This window comes from Kribbella sp. NBC_01245 (assembly GCF_036226525.1).
GTDB lineage: Bacteria > Actinomycetota > Actinomycetes > Propionibacteriales > Kribbellaceae > Kribbella.
Map to the genome: position 1 here is coordinate 4,458,962 of NZ_CP108487.1, position 21,846 is coordinate 4,480,807.

Genomic DNA, 21,846 nt, shown 5'->3' on the forward strand with positions numbered 1-21,846 from the left:
CCCGACTGGCAACAGGGTTCTGGCTGATCGGTCGTTCGGCAGACACGATTACAGGTTGGTGATGTCTGCTTGCTTGGCGCGGACCGCCTCGGCCGCGTTCAGAAGATCCGCGCGTTCCGAGGGGGTCAGCTCGGTCTCGATGACTCGCTTGACTCCCTCGGCGCCGATCTCAGCCTCGACGCCCAGGTAGACACCGGAGATGCCGTACTCACCGTCGACCCACGCGCAGACGGGCATCACGGCGCCACTGTCCTCGGCGACGGCCTTCGCCATCCGGGCGGCTGCCGCCGATGGCGCGTAGTACGCCGAGCCGGTCTTGAGCAGAGCCACAACCTCGGCACCGCCGTTTCGGGTCCGGACGACCAGTTCGTCGATCTGGCCGGCCGGGAGTAGCTCGGCAAGTGGTGTGCCGCGGACGCTGCAACGCGAGGGCACCGGCACCATCGTGTCGCCGTGCGAGCCGAGCGTCAGCGTCCGCACATCGCCGACCGGAACCGCCAGGGCCTCGGCCACGAAGTTGCTGAACCGGGCGGTGTCGAGCATCCCGGCCTGACCGAGCACCCGATTCGTCGGGAACCCGGTCGCGATCTGAGCCAGCGCGGTCATCTCGTCCAGCGGGTTCGACACCACGATGACCACGGCCGCCGGCGCGAACTTCGCCACGTTCTCCGCGACCTGGCGAACGATCTTGGCGTTCACCCCGAGCAGATCCATCCGGCTCATGCCCGGCTTGCGGGGTAGCCCGGCAGTGATGACGACGACGTCCGAAGCTTCGATCGCCTCGTACCCCTCACCATTCGGCCCGGTGGTGGCGCCTACGACCTTGGTCTCGAACCCCTCGATCGGACGCGATTGGTTGAGGTCGAGAGCCAGGCCCTCGGGCTTACCCGCCACGATGTCGGTAAGTACGACGGTCTCGAAGACGTCGTACTCCGCCAGGCGCTGCGCGGTCGTGGAACCGTAGAAGCCCGCGCCAACGACGGTGACCTTCTTGCCCATGCTCGACTCAACTCCAGAATAGAAACCATTACCGGGCCGCGATCAGCCCGACGGGGAAAGTCCCGCCGATCAGCTTAGATCTCCTCCGCGAGTGGTCAGGTCATGACGCGACCACTCGCGGGGAACTGGGCACGGGTTGGTGCGCCGTCATGACGCGCACGCTTGTCTACTCCGTTGTGAAGATAGGGGTGGAGGCTTGTCCGGTGGGGCGGCCGCTTAGTTCGGCGTCGAGGGTTTCCTGGGCGTCGCGCATGGCGTCGACGTAGACCGGCTGGCCCATTCGCGCGCCGATTTCGTCCACCGGTACGTCCTCGACGTGGCTCACGACCCACCAGATGTTGCCGAACGGATCGCGCACGCGCCCGCCCCGATCACCCCACGCCGCAGTGGCCAGCTCGGTCACGACCCGGGCACCAGCCGCCACGGCCTTGTCGAAAACGGCGTCCGCGTCGTCGACGTACACCCGAAGAAGTGACGGCATCACGGGCCAGTCCTCGCGACGGTCGAACGCCAGCACGACCGTGTCTCCGACCTGGATCTCGGCGTGACCGATGCTGCCGTCTTCCAACGGAACGCGCGAAATTTCCTTGCCACCAAAGGCGTTCGTGATGAAGTCCAGCAGCTTGGCGGTGTCGTCGGTGACGACCCACGGGGCGACGGACGTGTAACCCGCGGGAGCAGCGATGGCAGTCATGGACATTCCTCTCGGTCTGTTTTGGTATCCCCATCCTCTCGACAGAAGCGGCCAGGTTCTGTCCTCTACCAAAGAGGGGTAACGACGGGTCCTCCTTGCACGTGACCGAGGGGCTCGGGCGGATCCAGGCGCGCGGTGGCGACGTACTCGAGACCGAGTGGGGCGATCACGTGACGGACGACGAGTACGACGGCTGAGCGTGTACGTCGTACCCCTTGCGCAAGGGGTACGGCATACGCGCGGTCAGGTGGTGGGGGTGAGGTCGCGAAGGACGTGGGTGTCGAAGACGAGTTGGTCGGAGATCACCCGGCCGTCCCTGACGACTAGGTGGTCGGAGGCGCGGATCGTGCCGAGGGGGCCGAGCTCCATGTCGTACATCACGACCGCGCGCTCCTCGTCGCCGTACGCCGCGATCACGGATACGCCCAGCACGGCTTGAGCGAAACCGCCGATGGCCGTCGCGACCGCGTCCGCGCCGTTGAGCGTCGTACGCGGGCTCTCGAAGACGACGTCCGGGTCGAGCAGACTCGCCAGCTTCGCGGAATCCTTTGTGGCGAAGGCGTCGAGGAATTCCAGCGCCACTCGAACCGCGGCCGGGCGCGTTGAGTCGGCTGCGGCGTAGGAACCGACGAGCTGGCCCGGCGAACGGTCCGGCCCGGCGGCCACTCGATGGGCAAACTGGCGCTGGAACTCCTGGAACGACGCGAGCGCCGGTAGCGAGTCATTCTCGGCACTGACGACGTGGACGAAAGTGACACCGTCATCGAGCCGCACGCACTGATAGCGGAGTCCTTCCGGACGCGTAGCCGCCAACTCGGCGAAGACGTTCTCGATCAGTCGCTGGTTCTCGTCGGCCTGGTCGGCGCTTGTTTGGTAGCGGATCACTGCTGTGTTCATGGTGCTCCTCCTTGGGCTGTCTACCTGTACAGACAGCCGCGCGACCCTGAATTCATCGCGGCGATGAGTTTCGGACCTCCGGCCTGTCTATCCAGATGACGACAAGCCGATGGAGGACGCATGACCAAGCAACCGCGTGCGACAACCCAGCAGCGATGGGTACTCGCCCTCGCCTCAGTGGGGTCGATGGTGGTCGCGCTCGACACGCTGGTGGTGGCGTCCGCGCTCACCACCATCCAGGCGGAGCTCGGCGCCTCGCTGTCCGAACTCGAATGGACCGTGAACGCCTACAACCTCACCTTCGCCGTACTGATGGTGAGCGCGGCAGCAGCCGGTGACAGGTGGGGACGCACTCGCACCTTCGCCGCCGGATTCGCCCTGTTCACGGTGGCGTCGGCCATTTGCGCGCTGGCCTCGTCGGTCGGCTTGCTGATCGCCGCCCGCGCCCTGCAGGGTGTTGGCGCCGCGGTCGTGACGCCGTTGGCGATCGGGCTGGTGGGTGCCGCGTTCCCTACCGCGAATCGGGGCTGGGCGACGGGCGTCTTCGGCGCGCTCACCGGGGTCGCCGTACTGAGCGGCCCGCTGGTCGGTGGTGCCATCACGCAGGGACTGGACTGGCATTGGGTGTTCTGGGTCAACGTGCCGGTCGGACTGGTACTGATCCCGCTGGTGCTGCGCAAGATCCCGGAAAGCCGTGGCGCGACCCGTCGGCTGGACGTCGTTGGTGCGGTACTGGCCGCGGCCGCTCTGCTGGGTGTCGTCTGGGGTCTGGTCCGTGGGCCGGAACACGGCTGGACGAGCTTCGAGGTACTCGGTTCCGTCGCGGCCGGCCTCCTGATCGGCGTGGCCTTCGTGGTCTGGGAACACCGGACGCCGGAACCAATGTTGCCTCCGGCCCTCTTCCGGCTGCGTTCCTTCGTCGCCACGAATCTGGCCGGGTTCTTCCTGACTGCCGCTCTGCTGGGCAACCTCTTCTTCCTTACGCAATTCGCCCAGATCGTCTGGCAGGCGGGTCCACTGCGCGCCGGTCTGCAGATCCTGCCGTGGACCGCGACCTTGTTCATCGTGGCCCCGTTCGCCGGCCGGCTCGCTGACAAGATCGGCGAACGCCCATTGGTCATCACCGGCCTTGCCCTGCAGGGATTCGGCCTGCTCATCGTGGCCGCGCTCGCTGCCAACGGTCTGACGTACGGCGAATTGGTGGCGCCCGTGATCGTCGCCGGTGCGGGAGTGTCGCTGGCCATGACGGCGGCGCAGAGCGCGATTGTAGGGTCGGTACCGCCGGAAGCGGTCGGAATCGGCTCAGGGGTGTACGGAATGATGCGTCAGTTGGGCGGTGTCGCCGGAGTGGCCGTAATGGCGGCCGCCTTCGCGGGCAATGGCGGCTACACCTCGCCGCAAGAGTTCTCGGACGGCTTCACTTGGGCCACAGCCACCGGCGGAGTGTTGTCCCTGCTCGGCGCCCTCGCAGCTGTCGGTCTCGCCCGGCGGCGCCTCGGCCGCCGGGCGACGGTCGTCGCCATAGGGGCCGAGTGATGCCGGTGCCAGCGGCGGACGAGTTCGAGGCCCGCACCGAGCCACATCGCGGTGAACTGGTGGCCTACTGCTACCGGATGCTGGGTTCGCTGCACGACGCCGAGGACATCGTCCAGGAGACGTACCTGCGAGCGTGGCGTGGTTACGGGGACTTCGAGCACCGGTCATCCATCCGGACCTGGTTGTTCCGCATCGCCACCAACCAATGCCTGAACCTTCTGCAGCACAGCAGCCGCCGGTTGATCCCGTCGGCGGTCGGAGCGCCGGGCGATCCCAGCGACATCGCGCCCGCGGCCGATTTGCCTTGGCTAGAACCGTTTCCAGACCTCATGTTCAGCTCGGCACCGGTCGATCCGGGAGTCGTCGTCGTTGAACGGCAGACGATGCGGCTGGCATTGGTCGCGGCGTTGCAGCACCTGCCGCCGCGCCAACGGGCCGCACTGTTGTTGCGCGACGTCCTCTCCTGGCCGGCGGCCGAGGTCGCCGAGCTCCTCGGTACGACGACGGCCGCGGTGAATTCGGCCTTACAACGAGCCCGGGCCGTGCTCGAACAGGTCGCGCCGGAGGAGCAGAAGATGGTCGAACCCACCGAGCCGGTTCAACGCAAGCTCCTCGACCAATACGCGTACGCCTTCGAGCAAGCCGATTTCGCCGTACTGGAAGAGCTTCTCGCCGATCACGTCCGCTGGGAGATGCCGCCGATGCCGACGTGGTTCGACCACCGCGACGCCGTACTGCGTCTGCTCCGCGCCAAGCTGGACCCGGCCCAGGCGCGTCGGTTGGTGCCGATTTCGGCGAACGGGCAGCCGGGGTTTGCGACGTACCATCAAGTGCCTGGCGGGCAGTTCCATGCGCATGCGTTGCACGTGTTGACCATCGAGGGGGACCAGATCACCGCGGTGATGGACTTCCATATGCCCGGGTTCTTCCACAAGTTCGGGCTGCCGCTTACTTTGCCGGTTTAGCGGGTCTGTAGGTAGAGGGCGACGGCTTGGGCTGTTTTGGTGACCATCCGGCGTAGTTCGGCGGGGTTGAACGCGTCGAGGTACGCCGTTGCCCCGCGTCATTTCGCCCGTATCCAGGAGTACTCGGGTTTCGCGTCGGGCCGGAAGCCGTGCGCCTCTGCCATCGCTGCCGCGTCGGCCAATCCCGCGCCAAGTGCCTGCGGTAGGTGGGCGTCGCTGCCGAAGGTCACCCGTTGCCCGCCTTCCTCGCGCCACCAGGCGAGGATCGTGGCGTCGAGCGGCAGGCGGGTGTTGATCTCGAGCGCTCGTTCGCCGTCAGCCAGGGCCTTGAGGGCTTGCCGGAATTCATCCTCGAAGGCGTACGGATCGAAGGGGCGAAGGGCATCCGGCCAGGATCGAACTGGGTAGTCGATATGGCCGAAAACGTTGAATGCGTCGGAGCCGGAGACCATTCGGGGGATTTCCAGGAGGTATTCGCGGAATACGGCATCTGCGGGGTGGTGTGGGAATAGCTCCCATGGTTCGGCGTATTCGTCGCCGTCGGGAAGGCAATGCAGCGACCCAATCACACGATCAAACGTGCCTTTGGCCAGGAGGTCGGCCACCTCGCTCACGTGGCGATGTGGCTGTCCCACCTCCATACCGGTGAGGATCCGGAGATCTGGGTACTTCGCCCGGCATTTCTCAATGGACTCCAAATACCCGGCGAGATCGAGTTCTGGCGCAATGAGCGTGCCGTCCACAACCAGGTGAGCGAACTTCTCAGCCAAAAACCCGGCCCTGAACGGCGTGAAGTCCACATGCTCGGTAAACGCAACCACCGAAAGCCCAAGAGCAACAGCCCTGGCACACGTCGCATCCATCGCCCCCAGATCCGCATCCCACGACCACTCACTATGCACATGCCCATCCGCAGGAAGCTCCATCCCCCAACTATCCCCCGTCCCAGTGCCACTCGCACGAGGAGCGCGGGCGCCACTCCAGCCACCAAATGGCGACCAACCGGTGGAGGTGGGGTCACTGCACGGCGACGATTGGGCGCAACATCAACATCCGGATCTTCGAAGGCTTGGGATCCAAAATGGTCCTTTATCGCGGCGATTCGGCGCATCTTGCGCCCCCAACCGTCCCCAAACACATCGCGTCAGATGACAAGCCCAACCACACGACACTAGGGGGCACAAGATGCGCCCAATCGCCGCCGTGCAGTGGCACCACCCTCATCATGATCCGCCCTTGCTGGCCGGCGCAGTGGCGGCCTTCCACCTCATGATCCGTCCTTTGGCGGTCAGCGTGGTGGCGTCGACCACGGCATGATCCGCCCCTGGCGGCTGGAGGGTGGTGTCTGCGGGTTGGGGCTATTTCTGGAAGAGGTCTAAGGCGTGCGTGATGACCTCGTCGGGGCGGTCGTCTACTAGGAAGTGGCCGGCGTTGGGCATGTAGTCGATGGTCAGGTCGTCTACGTGGGACTCGTGGCCATGTACGAATTCGGGACGCAAGATCGGGTCATCCGCGCCAACCAGAACCCGCGTCGTCGTCCTCAGCCCAACATCCATGAACTCACGCGTCGTCCGCATCGACTCCGGAAGGATGAACGACCGGTACACGCGCGACACAACCAGGCACCTCGCGGCAGGGTTTCCACAAATCGGCCCGCAGTCTTGGGATCCGGGGACGCACTCTGTACGACGTACGGCGTCCGCGGCCGCGCGGTATCGGCGCAAGGCGGCGGATCAACGCGTCGGTGCGCGGTATCGGCGCAAGGCGGCGGATCAACGCGTCGGTGCGCGGTATCGGCGCAAGGCGGCGGATCAACGCGTCGGTGTGCGGTGTCGGCGTAAGGCGGCGGCGTCCGCGGGCGACGGCGGCGGGCGTGCGGAGGCCGGGCTGGCGCGACGTACGCCGAAGTTCTGGCCAGCGCCTTTCCTTCCTGCCCGCGAGTGGTCGCGTCTGGACCTCCCGCGGGTGGTCGCGTCGCAAAGTGACCGCTCGTGCCCGGGATCTTCGCGAGTGGTCGCGTATATACGCGGCCACTCGCGCGGAGGGTCAGACGCGGCCACTCGCGAGGAGGGTCAGATGTGACCACTCGCGGGAGGGGCAGATGTGACCACTCGTGGGCAAGGGAGTGGGGAGGCGGGCGTGGGAGGGAGTGTGGGGGTTTTGGCGTCGGGGAGGGGGTGGGGGTTAGGGGGATTTGGTGGTGCCGCCCCAGGCTTCGGGGGGTAGGTCGGCGATGGATTGGGAGAAGGTCCAGTGGTGGCCGGCGGGGTCTTGGGCGCTGTACATGCGTTCGCCGAATGCGTAGTCGGTGGGCGTGGTCAGTACGAGCGCATCACGGCTGCGGGCGTGTTCGTAGTGGGCGTTGACGTCGTCGACTTGGACCATCGTCGACTGCGCGTACGGATCGCCAGGGGTTGGCGTTGTGCGGCCGTTCGACGGGTCGGCGTCGGCGATGACGACGATGCCGTTGCCGAGGCGGATGCGGGCGCGGTGGTTGCCGACTCGCCACATCTCGGTGAAACCGAAGGCGTCGCAGAGCCAGTCCACCGCGGCGCCCACATCGTCGTACACCAGCTCGGGGACCACGCTCGCCGAGCCCATCGTCCGGTTGATCATCGAACCTCCAGCACCGTGAACCAGAGCCACCAGTCGACCAGAGAGGCCGTTTGACGTCTTGAACATATGGGAGCCGCGCGGACCCGGGCAGAGCGGACTCACGGGTTCGGCGTCGGTCTGGTTGGAATTCACCGGAAAAGGTTGCAAAAGGGTGACAACGAAACCGTTGTAGCTCCGGGGTTGACGTGCGCAAAGTTAGCGCTAACATTTTGCCGTGCGCAGCTCCGCCCGTCGCTCACTCGCCGGGCCGGTTCGAGGCATCTGCCGCGGATGCGTGCAACTGGCCGTCGGTCGAGAAAGACCCCGAGATGGAGGAACTGCTGTGTTGAAGAAATTGATGGCGGTCGCGACTGGCCTGGTGGCTGTCGGCGGTCTCAGCGCGTGTGGGGCGGACGAACCGGCTGCCGGTGGCGGCACTGGTGGCACCGCTGACACGATCACGATGGGCTTCGCCCAGGTCGGCGCCGAGAGTGGCTGGCGGACCGCGAACACCAAGTCCATCCAGGAGACCGCGAAGACGGCGGGAATCGACCTGAAGTTCTCCGATGCGCAGCAGAAGCAGGAGAACCAGATCAAGGCCATTCGCTCGTACATCCAGCAGAAGGTCGACGTGATCGCCTTCAGCCCGGTCGTGCAGACCGGCTGGGACACGGTGCTGATGGAGGCCAAGCGTGCGAACATTCCGGTCATCCTCACGGACCGTTCCGTCGACTCGCAGGACAAGACGTTGTACAAGACGTTCCTCGGTTCGGACTTCGTCGAGGAAGGCAAGAAGGCCGGCGACTGGCTGGTGAAGCAGGCCGCGACCGCTGACGTCAACGGCGACGGTGCCGTCAAGGTCGTCGAGCTCCAGGGCACCACTGGCGCGGCGCCGGCGATCGACCGCAAGAAGGGGTTCGAAGACGCCATCGCCGCGAATCCGAAGATCACGATCGGGGCCTCGCAGACCGGCGACTTCACCCGTGACGGCGGCAAGAAGGTGATGGAGTCCTTCCTGAACGCCCACAAGGATGTCGACGTCGTTTTCGCCCACAACGACGACATGGGGCTCGGCGCCATCGAGGCGATCGAGGCGGCCGGCCGCAAGCCCGGCAAGGACATCAAGATCATCACGATCGACGCGGTCAAGGACGGTATGACCGCACTCGCCGCCGGCAAGATCGACTACATCGTCGAGTGCAACCCGCTGCTCGGCCCGCAACTGATGGACCTGGCCAAGAAGGTCGTCGGCGGCGAAGAGGTGCCGGCCCGCGTGGTGACCGAGGAGACCGCGTTCGACCAGGCCGCGGCCAAGGAAGCCCTGCCCAAGCGTCAGTACTGACCGCTTCGATCCAATCCCCCGCTTGCCGGAGCGGCCGCCCCTCCGCGGCCGCTCCGGCATCACTCACCAAAGGAATCTCTGATGACCCAGGTGACCAGTCCGGGCTCGCTGGCAGGAACAGCGGCGGCGGTCGTCGAGATGCGGGGTATCTGCATCACCTTCCCGAGCGTCAAGGCCCTGGAGGATGTCGACTTCCGGCTGCGGCCCGGTGAAGTACATGCCTTGATGGGCGAGAACGGCGCCGGCAAGTCGACCTTGATCAAGGCGTTGACCGGCGTCTACACGATCGACAGCGGCTCGGTCGTCGTCGACGGGCAGGAGCGGCAGTTCCACACTCCGGCCGATTCGCAGGCCGCTGGTATCAGCACCGTGTACCAAGAGGTCAACCTCTGCCCGAACCTCACTGTCGCCGAGAACATGCTGCTCGGCCGCGAACCCCGTCGCTTCGGCCGCATCGACGTACGGGCGATGAACGCCAAGGCGGCGGCCGTACTCGACCGGCTCGGCCTGACCATCGACCCGGGCTCCCTGCTGGGCGATCACCCGATCGCGATCCAGCAGCTCGTCGCGATCGGCCGGGCGGTCGCCGTCGACGCCCGCGTGCTGATCCTCGACGAGCCGACGTCGAGCCTGGACGCCGAAGAGGTCGCCAAGCTGTTCGTCGTGATGAACACGCTGCGCGCCGAGGGCGTTGCGCTGTTGTTCGTCTCCCACTTCCTCGACCAGGTCTTCGAGATCTCCGACCGGATGACCGTGCTGCGCAACGGCAAGTTGGTCGGGGAATACCTGACCGCTGACGTCACCCAGCTCGGGATCGTTCAGGCCATGATCGGCCGTGAGCTGGAGACCCTGGTCAAGCTCGAACACCATGTCGAACCGGGCTCCCTCGATGAGAGCGGCCGGCCAGTGCTGAAAGTGCTCGGCCTGGGCCGCAAGGGAAGTCTCGAAGCCGTAGACCTCAACGTCTACGAGGGCGAGGTGATCGGCATCGCGGGCCTGCTCGGCTCCGGCCGGACCGAGCTCGCGCGACTGCTGTTCGGCGCGGACACCGCCGACACGGGCACGGTCGAGATCCAAGGCGTACGCCGGAAGCTGCGTTCGCCGCGACAGGCCATTGCTTCGAAGATCGCGTTCTCCAGCGAGAACCGCCGCAGTGAAGGCGTTATCGAAGATTTGACCGTCGCCGACAATATGCTGCTCACCTTGCAGGCGTCGCGCGGATGGCTGCGGCCGATTTCGCCGCGCGTTCGCGAAAAGCTGGTGAGCGAATACATCGAAAAACTTGGCATTCGGCCCGCTAATCCTGATGCCCTGATGCGAAATCTCTCGGGTGGTAATCAGCAGAAGGTGCTGCTCGCGCGCTGGCTCATTACCCAGCCCGAATTGCTCATTCTCGATGAGCCGACCAGGGGTATCGATATCGGCGCCAAAACGCAGATCCAGCAGCTCGTCTCCAAGTTGGCCGAGGACGGTATGTCCGTCGTCTTCATCTCCGCCGAGTTGGAAGAGGTGCTCCGGCTCAGCGATCGCGTGGTCGTGATGCGGGACCGGGCCAAGATCGCGGACCGGGTCAACGACGACAGCGTCAGCGTGGCCGGGATCCTGGAAACCATCGCCGCCGGTGGCACCGCTGCCGTGGAGGGAAGCCACCATGCGTGAGATTCTGCGTAAGCCCTTGTTCTGGCCGGCGTTGGCGTTGGTGCTGCTGATCGTGTTGAACACGGCCATCACGCCTTCTTTTCTTGCCATTCGGATGCAGGACGGCCACTTGTTCGGCAGTCTGATCGACATCCTGCGGAACGGCGCCCCGGTGCTGCTCGTGGCACTCGGTATGACCCTGGTGATCGCCACTCGCGGCATCGACCTGTCGGTCGGAGCGATCGCGGCGATCGCCGGGGCGGTGGCCTGCGTCTACATCGCCGGATCGCCCGCACAGTCGAGTGCGTCGACCGCGGTGACCGCCATCTTCTTGGCATTGGGGGTGTGCGTGCTGCTCGGGTTGTGGAACGGCTTCCTGGTATCGGTGATGGGTATCCAACCGATCATCGCGACGCTGGTGCTGATGACGGCCGGCCGTGGACTGGCGATGCTGGTGACGGATGGCCAGATCACCACGGTGGTCAACCCGGCGTTCAAAACGCTCGGCACCGGATTCGTCGCCACGCTGCCGCTCTCGATCCTGATCGCGCTCGCGGTCTTCGGGATTACCGCGGTGCTGGCACGTCGTACGGCGTTGGGGATGTTGATCGAGTCGGTCGGCATCAACCCGGAGGCGAGCAGGCTGGCCGGCGTACGGGCGAGGACGATCACTTGGATCGCGTACGTCTTCGGCGCCTTCTGTGCGGGTATCGCCGGTCTGATGATCGCGTCGAACACCAGTGCCGCCGACGCGAATAACGCCGGGCTTTGGATCGAGCTTGACGCGATCCTGGCAGTCGTCATCGGTGGTACGTCGCTTGCCGGGGGCAAGTTCTCGCTCACTGGCACGCTGCTCGGCGCCATGTTCATCCAGACCCTCGCGACGACCATTCCGACGATCGGGATTCCGGCCGAGGCCAACTACCTCTTCAAGGCCGTGGTCGTGGTGGCCGTATGCCTGCTGCAATCGCCCAAGGCGCGCGCGGCATTGCGGCGAAACAGGACCACCGTCCCCCTGAGCGCAAAGGCTGATGCAGTATGAGCACCGTGACGGGCCGGCTCTACCGGTACAGTCCGCCGGCGAAGTACCTGCCGGTCATCGCGACCGTCGTCCTGCTGATCAGCATGTTCGGCGCGGGATCCTTGCGCTACACGGGATTCGCGGACCCTCAGGTCATCCTGAACCTGTTCGTCGACAACGCGTTCCTGCTGGTTCTCGGTGTCGGGATGACGTTCGTGATCCTCACCGGCGGCATCGACCTGAGCGTCGGATCGGTCGTCGCGCTTTCCACGATGATCGCCGCTTCCACCCTCGAAGCGGGTTGGCCGGCGTTCGCGAGCATCATCGCGGTCTTGCTCTGCGGGACGTTGCTCGGCACGTTGATGGGCTTGGTCATCCACTATTTCGACGTACAGCCCTTTATAGCCACGTTGGCGGGGATGTTCCTGGCTCGCGGGCTTTGTTACTTGATCAGCGTCGAATCGATCCCGATCCGCGATGCGACGTTTAAGTCGTTGGCGCAGGGCGCTATTACGTTGCCGGGTGGGTACCGCATCACGCCTAGCGTCGTACTGGCGTTGTTGATCGTCGGCGTTGCTGCGTGGGTGTTGCATATGACTCGGTTCGGGCGCACGGTGTACGCCGTTGGTGGTAGCGAGAGCTCGGCCCACCTGATGGGGCTGCGGGTCGCGATGGTCAAGGTCGGCGTCTATGCGATCAGTGGGCTTTGCTCTGCCCTGGCGGGACTTCTGTTCGCGATCTACATGCTGTCCGGGTACAGCCTGCACGCCGTCGGTATGGAGCTCGACGCGATCGCCGCGGTCGTCATCGGCGGCACCCTCCTCACCGGTGGGCGCGGACTCGTCCTCGGCACGGTGCTGGGCGTCCTGCTGCTGGGGACGATCCAGACCTTCATCTCGTTCGACGGCACGCTCAGCTCGTGGTGGACCAAGATCTCCATCGGCGTACTCCTCCTGATCTTCGTCCTCATCCAGCGCTTCCTAACCCGCCGCCAGCCCTAACGCTCCGGGCCAACGGGCTTCCGCCCAATCAAGCAATCTGGGGATAACCCTCCCGCGAAGTGCCTTGTTATGTCGCGCGTGTGCAAACACAACAAGGCACCCCGCGGGAGGGTTTTGCACAAACTGGCCCGAACGTGTGCGGCTCACCCCTAAACGCCCTGGGCTCGCCGTCCACAAGCGACGCACTTCGCGTCCGACCGTGGCGAGGGGTTTCCACAGGTGGCGCATCTCGCGTCCGACTGTGCGGGGTTGGCTGTGGATATTGCTGCCACGGTCGGACGCGGAATGCGGACGCACGCGCCGATCTGGGGATAACTCTGCCGCGAGGTGCCTTGTTGCGTCGCGCGTGTGCAAACACAGCAAGGCACCTCGCGGGAGGGTTTTGCACAAACTGGCACGGACGTGTGCGGCTCACCCCTAAACGCCCCGGGCTCGCCGTCCACAGCCACCGCACTTCGCGTCCGACCATGGCCGGTGTTTCCACAGGCGAACACGTACCTCACGTCTGACCGCGACCCGGGTTACCACGGGTGGCGCAGCTCGCGTCCGAGCGTGCGGGGCTGGCTGTGGATATTGCTGCCACGGTCGGACGCGGAATGCGGACGCACGCGCCGATCTGGGGATAACTCTGCCGCGAGCTGCCTTGTTACGTCGCGCGTGTGCAAACACAAGGAGGCACCTAGTACTACAGCCGTAGATCGTGATCCCGTTCCTGTCGCGCTTGGTAGTGGCAGCGTCTGGCTCGGTGTTGGTGGCGTCGGCGGAATCGGCTCCATCGGGCGATGTGCAGCTGGTCGTGGATGGGGCGGGTGAGTGCTGCGCGGAGGTGCCGGATCTCGTTGCATGTAAGGGGAATCATCGCTGTTTGGTGTTGGGTGTCGCTGTGTGTGGTGCTGGCGGTGTGGGTGGTGGTTGGCTGTCGGGCTCGTGCGGCGGTGACGGCGAGGAAGGCGTGGGCGAGCATGGCGAGGGTGGTCCAGCGGTGCCAGGAGGTCCAGGTGCGCGTCCAGGCCGGCGCAGCCCTTGCCGGCTTGGAAGTTCTCCTCGACCCGCCAGCGGGTCCCGGCCACCCGCACCAGTGTTGCGAGCGGAACGGCGGTGGTGGCGTGGCAGAGGAAGTAGGCCAGCTCACCGGTGTGCAGGTTGCGCCGCAATAGCAACCAGCGGTGATGGGTCGGCTCGCCGTCGCTGATGCTGGTGAAGGCCCAAGCGTAGAGCCGTTCGCCTTTGCTGCCGCGGCCCGCGGACAGGATCTGCCAGCCGTTGCGTGGGATCTGTTCGACGAACCTGTCGGCGCGTAGCTTGCCTGGCGGCGTGGGGATCTGGGTGTCGCAGGAGACGGCCATGACGTAGTTCAGGCCACGTACTTCCAGTGCGTGCCGAAGCTCGGGGTTGTCGCCGTATGCCTCGTCTGCGGCGATCCAGCCCACGCCGGCGCCGGCGGCCAGTACCCGTTCGGTCATTCGCAGCGCCAGTTGAGGCTTGGTCGCAAACTCCGCATCAGCCGGAACCCCTGCCGCCGCACGCCGAGCCACAGCCGATGTCTAGCGCTGCGGCAGATACAACTCGACATCGACGAACGCATGCCCGGCCGGAGTGGCCAGCGTGGCAAACACCGCGATCTGGCAGTTCTCGATCCGCCCGCAGGTGCCGGAGTACTGCCGTTGCACGCCCACGGTGCGCCGGCCCTTCTTGGCGTCACCGGTCTCGTCGAACACCAGCGTCACCAGATCCGGCTCCAGCCCACCAGCCAGATTCTCCACCGCGTAGGCGGCAACCTCCGCCCGGACCGTCTCGTGATCCCAGCTCGCCCGACCCAGCAGATGCTGTATCCGGTCGGGGGAGCCATGGCCGGCATGCTCGGCCAGGCTCCAGCAGTTCTTGCGCGGCAGGTCTGCCAGCAGACCGTCGACAACGTCCCTGGCCGTCCGGCGAGTCTCGACCCGCGCGAAACACCCCCCAACCCCCTGCATCAGCGCGCCCAGTCCCCGTTCCCAGATCGCAGCCTCCACGCTAAGCGCAGCGGCCACCGCCGAATCTTCAGTTGTTCTCACAAGCACCGCATGATCAAGCGGTGGCCGCCTCGCGTCACACAGCCACGCCGCCCCCCCAGATCCCTTACCAGGAAAGCGAATCAGCCTAGGCAACGATCCACAGCTGTGGTACTAGGCGGCCCAGGCGCATTGCATGGGCCAGGCAATTCCCAGAAGCCGTGCTTGTGCCCATTGTCACGACGCTCGCTCACACGAAGCCGTCATCCCGCCGCCGCGCCGACCATCGCCTCCATGAGATCGGCAGCCTCTTCGCTCGTGAGCGATCCCTCCCGGACGAGCGAGTGCCATGTCACGAACGAGATCGCGTGGCCGACGGCTGCCGCCGTGCGCACGCGCACACGACCTCGCTCGCGGCGTCCCGTCATCAGTGAACGAGCGACGCGGCGGAAGTATCCGAAGAACGCCTCGCGGGCCGCCGGCGGGACAGCATCGATATCGCGGATACCTGCCGAGAGCATCGCCTCCGTTTCCTCGTACCACCGATACAGTTCGCGCACCGCAAGGCGAAAGCGCTCCTTGGGTGAGGCGATGCCGGCCCACGACGTCGGGTCGGGCATGGGATGCCGCTCGTAGTAGTGGGCGTTGCACGCCTCGAAGAGCGCCTGGAGCTCGGGGAAATGGTTGTACACCGTGGCACGCTGCACGCCCGCGCGCTCGGCGATGGCCTTGATGGTCGTCTTCGCGGGGCCGAGCGTTTCGTGGAGCTCGACCGTCGCTTCAATGATTCGTTGTCGGGTCTCGGCTTCGGTGAGCGCACGCTTCGTCTTCCGGTATGAGCGTGGCGACGCGATGTTCGCTGAACACATATGTTAGCCAATCTTGACAGGGCGCCTTGCTGCTGCTTCATTATACAGAGGTGTCATCCAAATGGAGGTGCGGCATGAGTGCAGGGACTGAAGCGGCCACGACCGTGAAGGTTGTCCAGCCCGGTGAAGGTCGGCGCGGCGGATTGATGCCCGGCGTCGGGGTGATCTTCAAGATCGACGGTGCCGACTCCGGTGGCGCCCTCGCCGTCGTCGAACACCCCTTCGAGGTCGGCGGACTCGTCCCGCCCCACGTCCACCACCGCGAGGATGAGATCTCCATCGTGCTCGAGGGCGAGATCGGCTTCCGGTCCGAGGACAAGGAGATCGTGCTCGGTCCGGGCGGATACATCGTGAAGCCGCGTGGCGAGGTCCACGCGATGTGGAACGCCGGGCCGACGCCGGCGCGCATGATCGAGATCATCTCGCCTGCCGGACTCGAAGAGCTCTTCCGGACGGTCGTCGACCTGACCGAGCGCGGCGAAGCAGAGATGTCGAAGATCGTCGAGCTCGCGACCCGCTACGAAGTCCCAATCGCGGAACCCGAATGGTTCGTGGACGTCATCGAGCGCTACCAGCTCTCCATGCCGACGCCTTAGTCCGGGCCGCCTGGATGTAAGCCAGGCGGCCTCCACCCGTTCGCGATGGACTACCTGCTCGACAGGAACGCGATCACGATCTACGGCTGTAGTACTAGCGGGAGGGTTTTCCACAAAACCGCCCGCGCGTGTGCGGTTCGGGCTTTGGTGGCGTGGGCTCTGTGTCCACAGGCGGGCCCACGCCACCGCATTTCGCGTCCGACCGTGCTGGGTCAGAGGTGACCACTCGCGGATGGAAGAAGCGGTATTGGTGGGGCTTTCGAGGGGCCGAAAGCGGTCTGCCGCGTTCGCCGCGGCGTCGGGCGGGTTAGGCGCGGCGGTCGCCGGGTAGGCGCGGCGGTTAGGTGCGGCGGTTAGGTGCGGCGGGGTGGGGTGGTTTTGCGGGGGCGGGGGGTGGGTTTGCGGGAGGGGAGGGTGCTTTCGCGGATTATTAGCGTGGGGGCGATTAGTTGGTTGGCTACCTCGGTGGCGCCGTTCATTAGTTCGGCTAGGAGGGCGAAGGTGTGGCGGCCGGTGGCGGCGAAGTCTTGGCGAATGGTGGTTAGTGGGGGGCTGAAGAACTCGGCTTCGGGGACGTCGTCGAAGCCGACTACGTGGACGTCGGCGGGGACTTTGATGCCGGCTTCGGCGAAGGCGCGGAGCAGGCCGAGGGCCATTTGGTCGTTCGCGACGAATACGGCGCCGAGGTCCGCTTCCTTCGCGAGGGACTTGCCCGCCTCGTAGCCGGACCGCGGGCTCCAGTCGCCTCGGGTTACCCGCGGCGGACGTACGCCGTGCTGCTTGAGGGTCTCGCGCCAGCCGCGCTCGCGCTCGCCGGCCTCGAGCCAGTCGGACGGCCCGGCGACGTGCCAGACCGTTTTGTGACCGAGTGACAGCAGGTGCTCCGTCGCCAGGCGGGCGCCGTCGAACTGGTCGGTCGCGACCACCGGCACCGGGGCGTCCACACCGCTGACGGCGACCAGTGGGATGTCGTTCGGGGCGTACTTCAGCGCCTTCGTCGTCGCGACATGGGGCGCGATGACGACGATGCCTTCCACCGCTTGGCGTTTGAGGGTTTCGATGGCTTCCGCGATCGTGCCGCCGTCGTGCGCGCCGACGCTGGCCACGCTGATCGCGAACCCGGCCTCGCGGGCGGCCCGCTCGATGCCGTACAGGGTGCTGGCGGGTCCGTACAGCGTGGAGTCGAGCGTCACCACACCCAGCGTCGCCGTACGGCCAGTGGCGAGGGCCCGGGCGGCGGCGTTCGGCCGGTATCCCAGCTCCTCGATCGCGGCCTGGACTCGCGCCTGCGTCGCCGGCCGGACGATGCCCGTGCCGTTGATGACGCGGGACACCGTCATATGCGATACGCCTGCCGCGGCAGCGACGTCGGACAGGCTTGGATGCCGCCTCGAGGCAGTGGTCGCAGTAGCGGTGGTCGCCTCGGACAGAGACTTGGCTTCGGACCTAGCGGACACGTCCACGTCTCCCATCATGTAGTCGTGCTGAATTCTGCCATCCGCTTGTTACAGCAGATCGCTCAGTGCCACCCCAGGCGTGTCTACCTCAGCCGGTCACCACAGCAGTCGCCGCCGACCGGGCGACCCCAGGCGCCGCGCCGGTACGCCACGCGGTCACCCGCACTGCCACCCGATGACCGACGTCCGACCGCGTAAGCCGGTACTGCCGACCCGTAGCACCCAACACAGGCAACCCATCCCGAAGCCATTGGTACTCGAACCTCAACCCGGTCTGGTCCCACGAGCCGGGAGAACCCGCAAGCGTGTACCCCTCCACGGCCTTACCCAGCACCTGCGGCAGCACCTTCACGATCTTCGGAGCCGGAGCGAGCGGAACCCTCGGTGAGACGCTACTAAGAGTCGGCACCACCTTCCGGATCATCCCGTCCGCGTTGAAGAACAGCCGGTCGATCGTGGTCTCGCGATGAGTCCCGTTACCCCCAGGCATCCCGAACCGGTGATACGCGATGTACCAGTCATCAGTCCCCGGCACCTGGACGATCGAGTGGTGCCCAGTCCCGAGAATGCCCTGCGCGGGATCCTTCTCCAGTACGACGCCGCGATAAGTCCACGGCCCGTCAACATTCGAAGACGTGGCGTATCCAACCCGATAGTCAGGCGAACCGGTGTCGTCGATCGAGTACGTCAAGTGGTACATCCCATTGCGGTAGTTGACGAACGTCCCCTCACGGAAGTCGTTCAACCCGCTGATCCGCTTAAGCGTCTCCGGCTTGATGGACACCATGTCGTCGCCCAGTTCGGCGTACACCGGCGACCCATTGCCCCAGAACAGGTACCACTTACCCGTCACCGGATCCTCAAAGGCGGCCGGGTCAATCGCCTGCCCAGACGTCACCGCCTCGTTGTTGAGGATCATCGCGGTCGGCTGCGCCGTGAACGGGCCCTCCGGGCTGTTCGCCACCGCGACGCCGATCGTCTTGCGGTTGTACGTCGGGTTGTGACCGGAGAAGTAGAAGTAGTACTTCCCGTCGCGCTCGATGATCGTCGGCGCCCACGCGTTCCCGCTCGCCCACGGCACGTTGCCGTTCGCGCCGTCGAGGGTCAGGAACGGCTGCGCCGATCGCGTCCAGTCGACCAGGTTCTTCGACTTCCACACGTAGAAGTCCTTGCCGCCCCACCCGGCAAAGCCGTCGGTGGTCACGTAGAGGTAGTACGTATCGCCAAAGCGCGCGATGTTCGGATCCGCGTAGTAACCCGGCAGCACGGGCGAGCGCATCGCGACGGCCTTGACCGTCCACGCACGCGTGGCGCCGTCCTTGGTGGTGACAGTGAACGTCTTAGGCGTCGACAGGTCGACGGGACCCGCAGGCGAGATCGTCGACGTCGACACGACCCGCAAGGTCGGCTCCAACGCGGTCAGGTCAGTACCGGGAACCACCGGCAGCGTCACGGTCGACGAGGCGTCGTCGATGATCGCCGGCACCTTGAGGCTGTCCAGCCCAACCCCAATGATCGCGGAAGGGTCGGCCGCCAATTCGGTGACCTCGTCGGCCGACAAGGCCCGGTTGTAAATGCGGAAGTCGCGCACTTTGCCCTTGAGGTATTTGTCGGAGGTGTAAACCGAACGCCCGATGTAGTTGGCCGTCGTCCGACCGCCGCCGATATCACCGGGAGAAATGGTGACGCCCGTCTTCTGCCCGACCTGAACCCCATCGAGGTAAATCGTCGCTGTCCCATCACCACCGAGCGTGTAAGTGAGCGTCTTCCAAACCCCACGCGGTACGGCGTTGGACGACGAAGCGGTCTGCTCGGTCGACCAGTTGCCCGTGGCAATAGAAGTCCGATAGGCGTTACCAGTCGTGAAGAGATAGCCATTCCCGATATCGCCCGCGGTATTGCCAAGCCCCCAGATGAAGTACGGCGTTGCCTGGCCCGCGTCGATCCACACGTCGGTCGAGACGGTGATGGCGTCGAGCCCGGTCATCATGTTGTCGGGCAATTTCACGTGACCACTGGTGCCGCCAAGGCTGAGTGATCCGTCGACCCAAGTGGCATCGCCCGACACAGTCCCGTCGTACCCGTGCCCGGTCAGGTCGGTCGCCGTACCGCCACTGCTCTGGTTCAAGGGGTAATGCGCGACCAGTCCGTTCTCGTCGGCCACGACCGGGTCGGGAAGGACCAGGCCGGTCCGCAGCAGGTCGAGCTCGGCCTGGGTGACGGGAAGTACGGTGCCGTGGCGCGGGCTGGCCGGCAGCGAGTACGTCGACGGCACCTTCCAGTCGGGCGCCTCGAGGTTGTTCGTGCCGAGCGGGATGTACCCGCGGCCGCCGTACTCGTCGACAAAGAGGTAGTAGTTGGAACCGGACGTGTCACCCGGGTTGGCCTTGAAGACGGTCGGACCCTCGACGGCTGACGTACCGGCGTCCCGGCCGATGCACGAGTCCTGCATTGCCCACGCGGGATTGCCCGGCAGGTCGACCGCGGTCAGCGACGACGACTTCTCCTGGATGATGTCCGAGCAGCCGGTACCGCCACCACCCTCGTCCTTGGTGAAGCGGTAGTACGTGCCGCTCTCCTTGATCACCGTCGAGTCGATGCGGGACTCGCCACGGTCCTGCCAGATCTTCGGCGCGCTAAAGGTCTTGAAGTCGCGAGTCGTCGCGTAAAGCATCCGGTTGTACGTCGATCCGGTGTGCCCGGGATCGCTATCGGCGTAGAGCTTCGACGCCCAGAACACGACGTACGACTGAAGATCCTCGTCCCAGTAGGCCTCTGGCGCCCAGGTGTTGCCGGCGGTCGGCGGTGAGACCAGCACGTGCCGCTGCTCCGACCAGTTCACGAGGTCGGTGGATTCCCAGACCTCGAGGTAGCGGCTGCCTTGGCGCTGTGCCGCATCCCAGTCGCCGTTGCGGCCGATGGAGAGGTCGGTCGCGATCAGGAAGAACCGATCGCCCTCGGGAGAACGGATCAGGAACGGGTCACGCAGGCCGAGAGTGCCCTTGGTCGACTCCAGCGTCGGCTGCCCGCCGTTGAGCTCGTCCCACCTGAGCGCGTTGTTGCCCCGGCTGGCGGCGAAGTAGATCTTCTCCCCCGCGATCGAGTTCCCGGTGAAGTAGCTGAACGCATACCCGGCGTACGGCGCGGCCGCCTTCAACTCGCGCACGGTGAGAACGATCTGCCTACTGGCAGTTGCACCTCCAACGGCAACACTGGCAGTCAGTGTGACCTGTACGTCGCCGCTTCCGTGGGCAGGCCGGTGCACGACGCCACCATCGGAAACCACCGCCGGAGACGAGGACGCCCAGGTCACCGAAGCGCCGTACTCGCCGGTCGTCGGCAGAGTCAGGTTGCCGCGTACGTCGTCCGCATGCACCACCTCGAGCGCAGCCGCGGCGTTGTCGGCCTTGGCCTGGTCGGTCAGAGAGATCAACGCGACCTCCTCGCCGCTGAGCGCGCGGTCGTAGATGCGGAAGTTCCGGAGCTTGCCCTTGAGCGTGCGGTCGGCCGCGTAATTCGACTTGCCCAGCAGGTTGTTGGTGGTCACGCCGGCGCCCACTTGGCTCGGCAGCACGCTGACCGCGGTGTTCTGACCGACCTGTACGCCGTCCTCGTAAAGCGTGCCAGTGGTGCCGGTCTGGGTGTAGGTCACGGTCTTCCAGACGCCTCGCGCAAGGTCGGCGCGAGGCTCCTTCGCGGTGACCTTCTCGCCGGACCAGTTCGTCGTGGTGATACCGGCCCGGAAGTTGTTGCCGCTGGCAAAGAGATAGCCGGTACCGCTGCCCGAAGTCGCGGTGTTGCCGAGTCCCCAGATGAAGAACGGCGTGGCCTGGTCGGTGGCGACGTACACGTCCGTCGACACCGTGATCGACGCCAAGCCGGTCAACACGTTGTTGGGCAGCTTCACGTGTTCGTCGGTGCCGTCGAGGGTGAGGCCTGATCCGGTCCAGGTGCCGCCGCCGACGAGTGTTCCGTTGCGGCCGTTGCCCGAGCTGTCGGTCACGGTCGTACCAGTGGTCTGGGTGAGGTCGTACTGCAGCACCAACCCAGCTGTGACGTCGGTCGATGCGGCCACCGCTGCGGGCGTTGGCAGCAGCAGGAGGATGGCGGCCGCGGCAATGCAGCGACGGATGTGCATAGGGACCTCACCAGGGTGTTAGCGCTAACAGTCCGAGCAGTCTCGCCACCCACTCACCGCCACGTCAAGGCCTGGCGTCCACTTCCGGCCCCAGGCATGACCAACGG

16 protein-coding genes and 1 pseudogene are annotated in these 21,846 nt (G+C 65.7%); 7 read left to right on the top strand and 10 right to left on the bottom strand.

The window, feature by feature from the left end:
* Nucleotides 1-48: 48 nt before the first annotated feature.
* The 3 genes from OG394_RS19870 to OG394_RS19880 all read right to left on the bottom strand — a co-directional run bounded on the left by OG394_RS19870 (nt 49) and on the right by OG394_RS19880 (nt 2,590).
* The gene (locus OG394_RS19870; protein ID WP_328988480.1) at nt 49-999 is read right to left on the bottom strand and encodes a malate dehydrogenase; all 951 of its coding nucleotides are present in this window, start codon (nt 997-999) and stop codon (nt 49-51) included.
* 166 nt (nt 1,000-1,165) lie between these two features.
* Nucleotides 1,166-1,693 carry a VOC family protein gene (locus OG394_RS19875; protein WP_328988481.1) on the bottom strand — a complete coding sequence of 176 codons (528 nt, stop codon included), beginning with the start codon at nt 1,691-1,693 and terminating at the stop codon, nt 1,166-1,168.
* A 243-nt stretch (nt 1,694-1,936) separates the two neighbouring features.
* Nucleotides 1,937-2,590, bottom strand: a complete 654-nt coding sequence (locus OG394_RS19880) for a nuclear transport factor 2 family protein (protein ID WP_328988482.1) — start codon at nt 2,588-2,590, stop codon at nt 1,937-1,939.
* A gap of 120 nt (nt 2,591-2,710) precedes the next feature.
* On the opposite strand from OG394_RS19880, the gene OG394_RS19885 reads away from it, so the two are divergent.
* Both OG394_RS19885 and OG394_RS19890 read left to right on the top strand, forming a co-directional pair.
* Nucleotides 2,711-4,126 (top strand): MFS transporter, encoded by a 1,416-nt coding sequence (locus tag OG394_RS19885; RefSeq protein WP_328988483.1) that lies wholly within the window; start codon nt 2,711-2,713, stop codon nt 4,124-4,126.
* Entirely contained in the window at nt 4,126-5,091 is a 966-nt protein-coding gene (locus OG394_RS19890) for a sigma-70 family RNA polymerase sigma factor (protein WP_328988485.1), read from the top strand. The genes OG394_RS19885 and OG394_RS19890 overlap by 1 nt, the downstream gene beginning before the upstream one ends.
* A 98-nt stretch (nt 5,092-5,189) precedes the next feature.
* Here OG394_RS19890 and OG394_RS19895 read toward each other — a convergent pair whose 3' ends face one another.
* The 3 genes from OG394_RS19895 to OG394_RS19905 form a co-directional block, all read right to left on the bottom strand.
* Nucleotides 5,190-6,017 (bottom strand): histidinol-phosphatase HisJ family protein, encoded by an 828-nt coding sequence (locus OG394_RS19895; RefSeq protein WP_328988486.1) that lies wholly within the window; start codon nt 6,015-6,017, stop codon nt 5,190-5,192.
* Nucleotides 6,018-6,449: 432 nt separating this feature from the next.
* Nucleotides 6,450-6,707, bottom strand: coding sequence for an alpha/beta fold hydrolase (locus OG394_RS19900; protein ID WP_328988487.1), 258 nt, complete (start codon nt 6,705-6,707; stop codon nt 6,450-6,452).
* 568 nt (nt 6,708-7,275) lie between these two features.
* The gene (locus tag OG394_RS19905; protein ID WP_328988488.1) at nt 7,276-7,707 is read right to left on the bottom strand and encodes a VOC family protein; all 432 of its coding nucleotides are present in this window, start codon (nt 7,705-7,707) and stop codon (nt 7,276-7,278) included.
* Between the two features lie 322 nt (nt 7,708-8,029).
* Here OG394_RS19905 and OG394_RS19910 point away from each other — a divergent pair, with 322 nt between their 5' ends.
* The 4 genes from OG394_RS19910 to yjfF all read left to right on the top strand — a co-directional run bounded on the left by OG394_RS19910 (nt 8,030) and on the right by yjfF (nt 12,688).
* Nucleotides 8,030-9,028: an ABC transporter substrate-binding protein gene (locus OG394_RS19910; protein ID WP_328988489.1), complete on the top strand. Its 999-nt coding sequence runs from the start codon at nt 8,030-8,032 to the stop codon at nt 9,026-9,028.
* 81 nt (nt 9,029-9,109) lie between these two features.
* Nucleotides 9,110-10,687: a sugar ABC transporter ATP-binding protein gene (locus OG394_RS19915; RefSeq protein WP_328988490.1), complete on the top strand. Its 1,578-nt coding sequence runs from the start codon at nt 9,110-9,112 to the stop codon at nt 10,685-10,687.
* The gene (locus tag OG394_RS19920; protein WP_328988491.1) at nt 10,680-11,708 is read left to right on the top strand and encodes an ABC transporter permease; all 1,029 of its coding nucleotides are present in this window, start codon (nt 10,680-10,682) and stop codon (nt 11,706-11,708) included. Before OG394_RS19915 ends, OG394_RS19920 begins: the two co-directional genes overlap by 8 nt.
* The gene (gene yjfF / locus OG394_RS19925) at nt 11,705-12,688 is read left to right on the top strand and encodes a galactofuranose ABC transporter, permease protein YjfF (RefSeq protein ID WP_328988492.1); all 984 of its coding nucleotides are present in this window, start codon (nt 11,705-11,707) and stop codon (nt 12,686-12,688) included. Before OG394_RS19920 ends, yjfF begins: the two co-directional genes overlap by 4 nt.
* A 685-nt stretch (nt 12,689-13,373) precedes the next feature.
* On the opposite strand, the pseudogene OG394_RS19930 reads toward yjfF, so the two are convergent.
* Nucleotides 13,374-14,661 (bottom strand): annotated as a pseudogene (locus OG394_RS19930) (IS701 family transposase).
* A gap of 281 nt (nt 14,662-14,942) precedes the next feature.
* A complete protein-coding gene (locus OG394_RS19935) occupies nt 14,943-15,548 on the bottom strand; it encodes a TetR/AcrR family transcriptional regulator (RefSeq protein WP_328988493.1) in 606 nt (201 codons plus the stop codon).
* 74 nt (nt 15,549-15,622) lie between these two features.
* Between OG394_RS19935 and OG394_RS19940 the strand changes: the two genes are divergently transcribed.
* Nucleotides 15,623-16,144, top strand: a complete 522-nt coding sequence (locus OG394_RS19940) for a cupin domain-containing protein (RefSeq protein WP_328988494.1) — start codon at nt 15,623-15,625, stop codon at nt 16,142-16,144.
* A gap of 353 nt (nt 16,145-16,497) precedes the next feature.
* Here OG394_RS19940 and OG394_RS19945 read toward each other — a convergent pair whose 3' ends face one another.
* Nucleotides 16,498-17,607, bottom strand: coding sequence for a LacI family DNA-binding transcriptional regulator (locus OG394_RS19945; protein WP_328988495.1), 1,110 nt, complete (start codon nt 17,605-17,607; stop codon nt 16,498-16,500).
* An 82-nt stretch (nt 17,608-17,689) separates the two neighbouring features.
* Nucleotides 17,690-21,739: a family 43 glycosylhydrolase gene (locus tag OG394_RS19950; RefSeq protein ID WP_328988496.1), complete on the bottom strand. Its 4,050-nt coding sequence runs from the start codon at nt 21,737-21,739 to the stop codon at nt 17,690-17,692.
* Between the last annotated feature and the right edge of the window lie 107 nt (nt 21,740-21,846).

Bases quoted from the DNA above. Each gene is read 5' to 3' on its own strand.
- OG394_RS19880 (WP_328988482.1), bottom strand. From the start codon at position 2,590: ATGAACACAGCAGTGATCCGCTACCAAACAAGCGCCGACCAGGCCGAC.
- OG394_RS19895 (WP_328988486.1), bottom strand. From the start codon at position 6,017: ATGGAGCTTCCTGCGGATGGGCATGTGCATAGTGAGTGGTCGTGGGAT.
- OG394_RS19920 (WP_328988491.1), top strand. From the start codon at position 10,680: ATGCGTGAGATTCTGCGTAAGCCCTTGTTCTGGCCGGCGTTGGCGTTG.
- OG394_RS19890 (WP_328988485.1), top strand. From the start codon at position 4,126: ATGCCGGTGCCAGCGGCGGACGAGTTCGAGGCCCGCACCGAGCCACAT.
- OG394_RS19950 (WP_328988496.1), bottom strand. From the start codon at position 21,739: ATGCACATCCGTCGCTGCATTGCCGCGGCCGCCATCCTCCTGCTGCTG.
- OG394_RS19935 (WP_328988493.1), bottom strand. From the start codon at position 15,548: ATGTGTTCAGCGAACATCGCGTCGCCACGCTCATACCGGAAGACGAAG.
- OG394_RS19875 (WP_328988481.1), bottom strand. From the start codon at position 1,693: ATGACTGCCATCGCTGCTCCCGCGGGTTACACGTCCGTCGCCCCGTGG.
- yjfF (WP_328988492.1), top strand. From the start codon at position 11,705: ATGAGCACCGTGACGGGCCGGCTCTACCGGTACAGTCCGCCGGCGAAG.
- OG394_RS19870 (WP_328988480.1), bottom strand. From the start codon at position 999: ATGGGCAAGAAGGTCACCGTCGTTGGCGCGGGCTTCTACGGTTCCACG.
- OG394_RS19940 (WP_328988494.1), top strand. From the start codon at position 15,623: ATGAGTGCAGGGACTGAAGCGGCCACGACCGTGAAGGTTGTCCAGCCC.
- OG394_RS19905 (WP_328988488.1), bottom strand. From the start codon at position 7,707: ATGATCAACCGGACGATGGGCTCGGCGAGCGTGGTCCCCGAGCTGGTG.
- OG394_RS19915 (WP_328988490.1), top strand. From the start codon at position 9,110: ATGACCCAGGTGACCAGTCCGGGCTCGCTGGCAGGAACAGCGGCGGCG.
- OG394_RS19885 (WP_328988483.1), top strand. From the start codon at position 2,711: ATGACCAAGCAACCGCGTGCGACAACCCAGCAGCGATGGGTACTCGCC.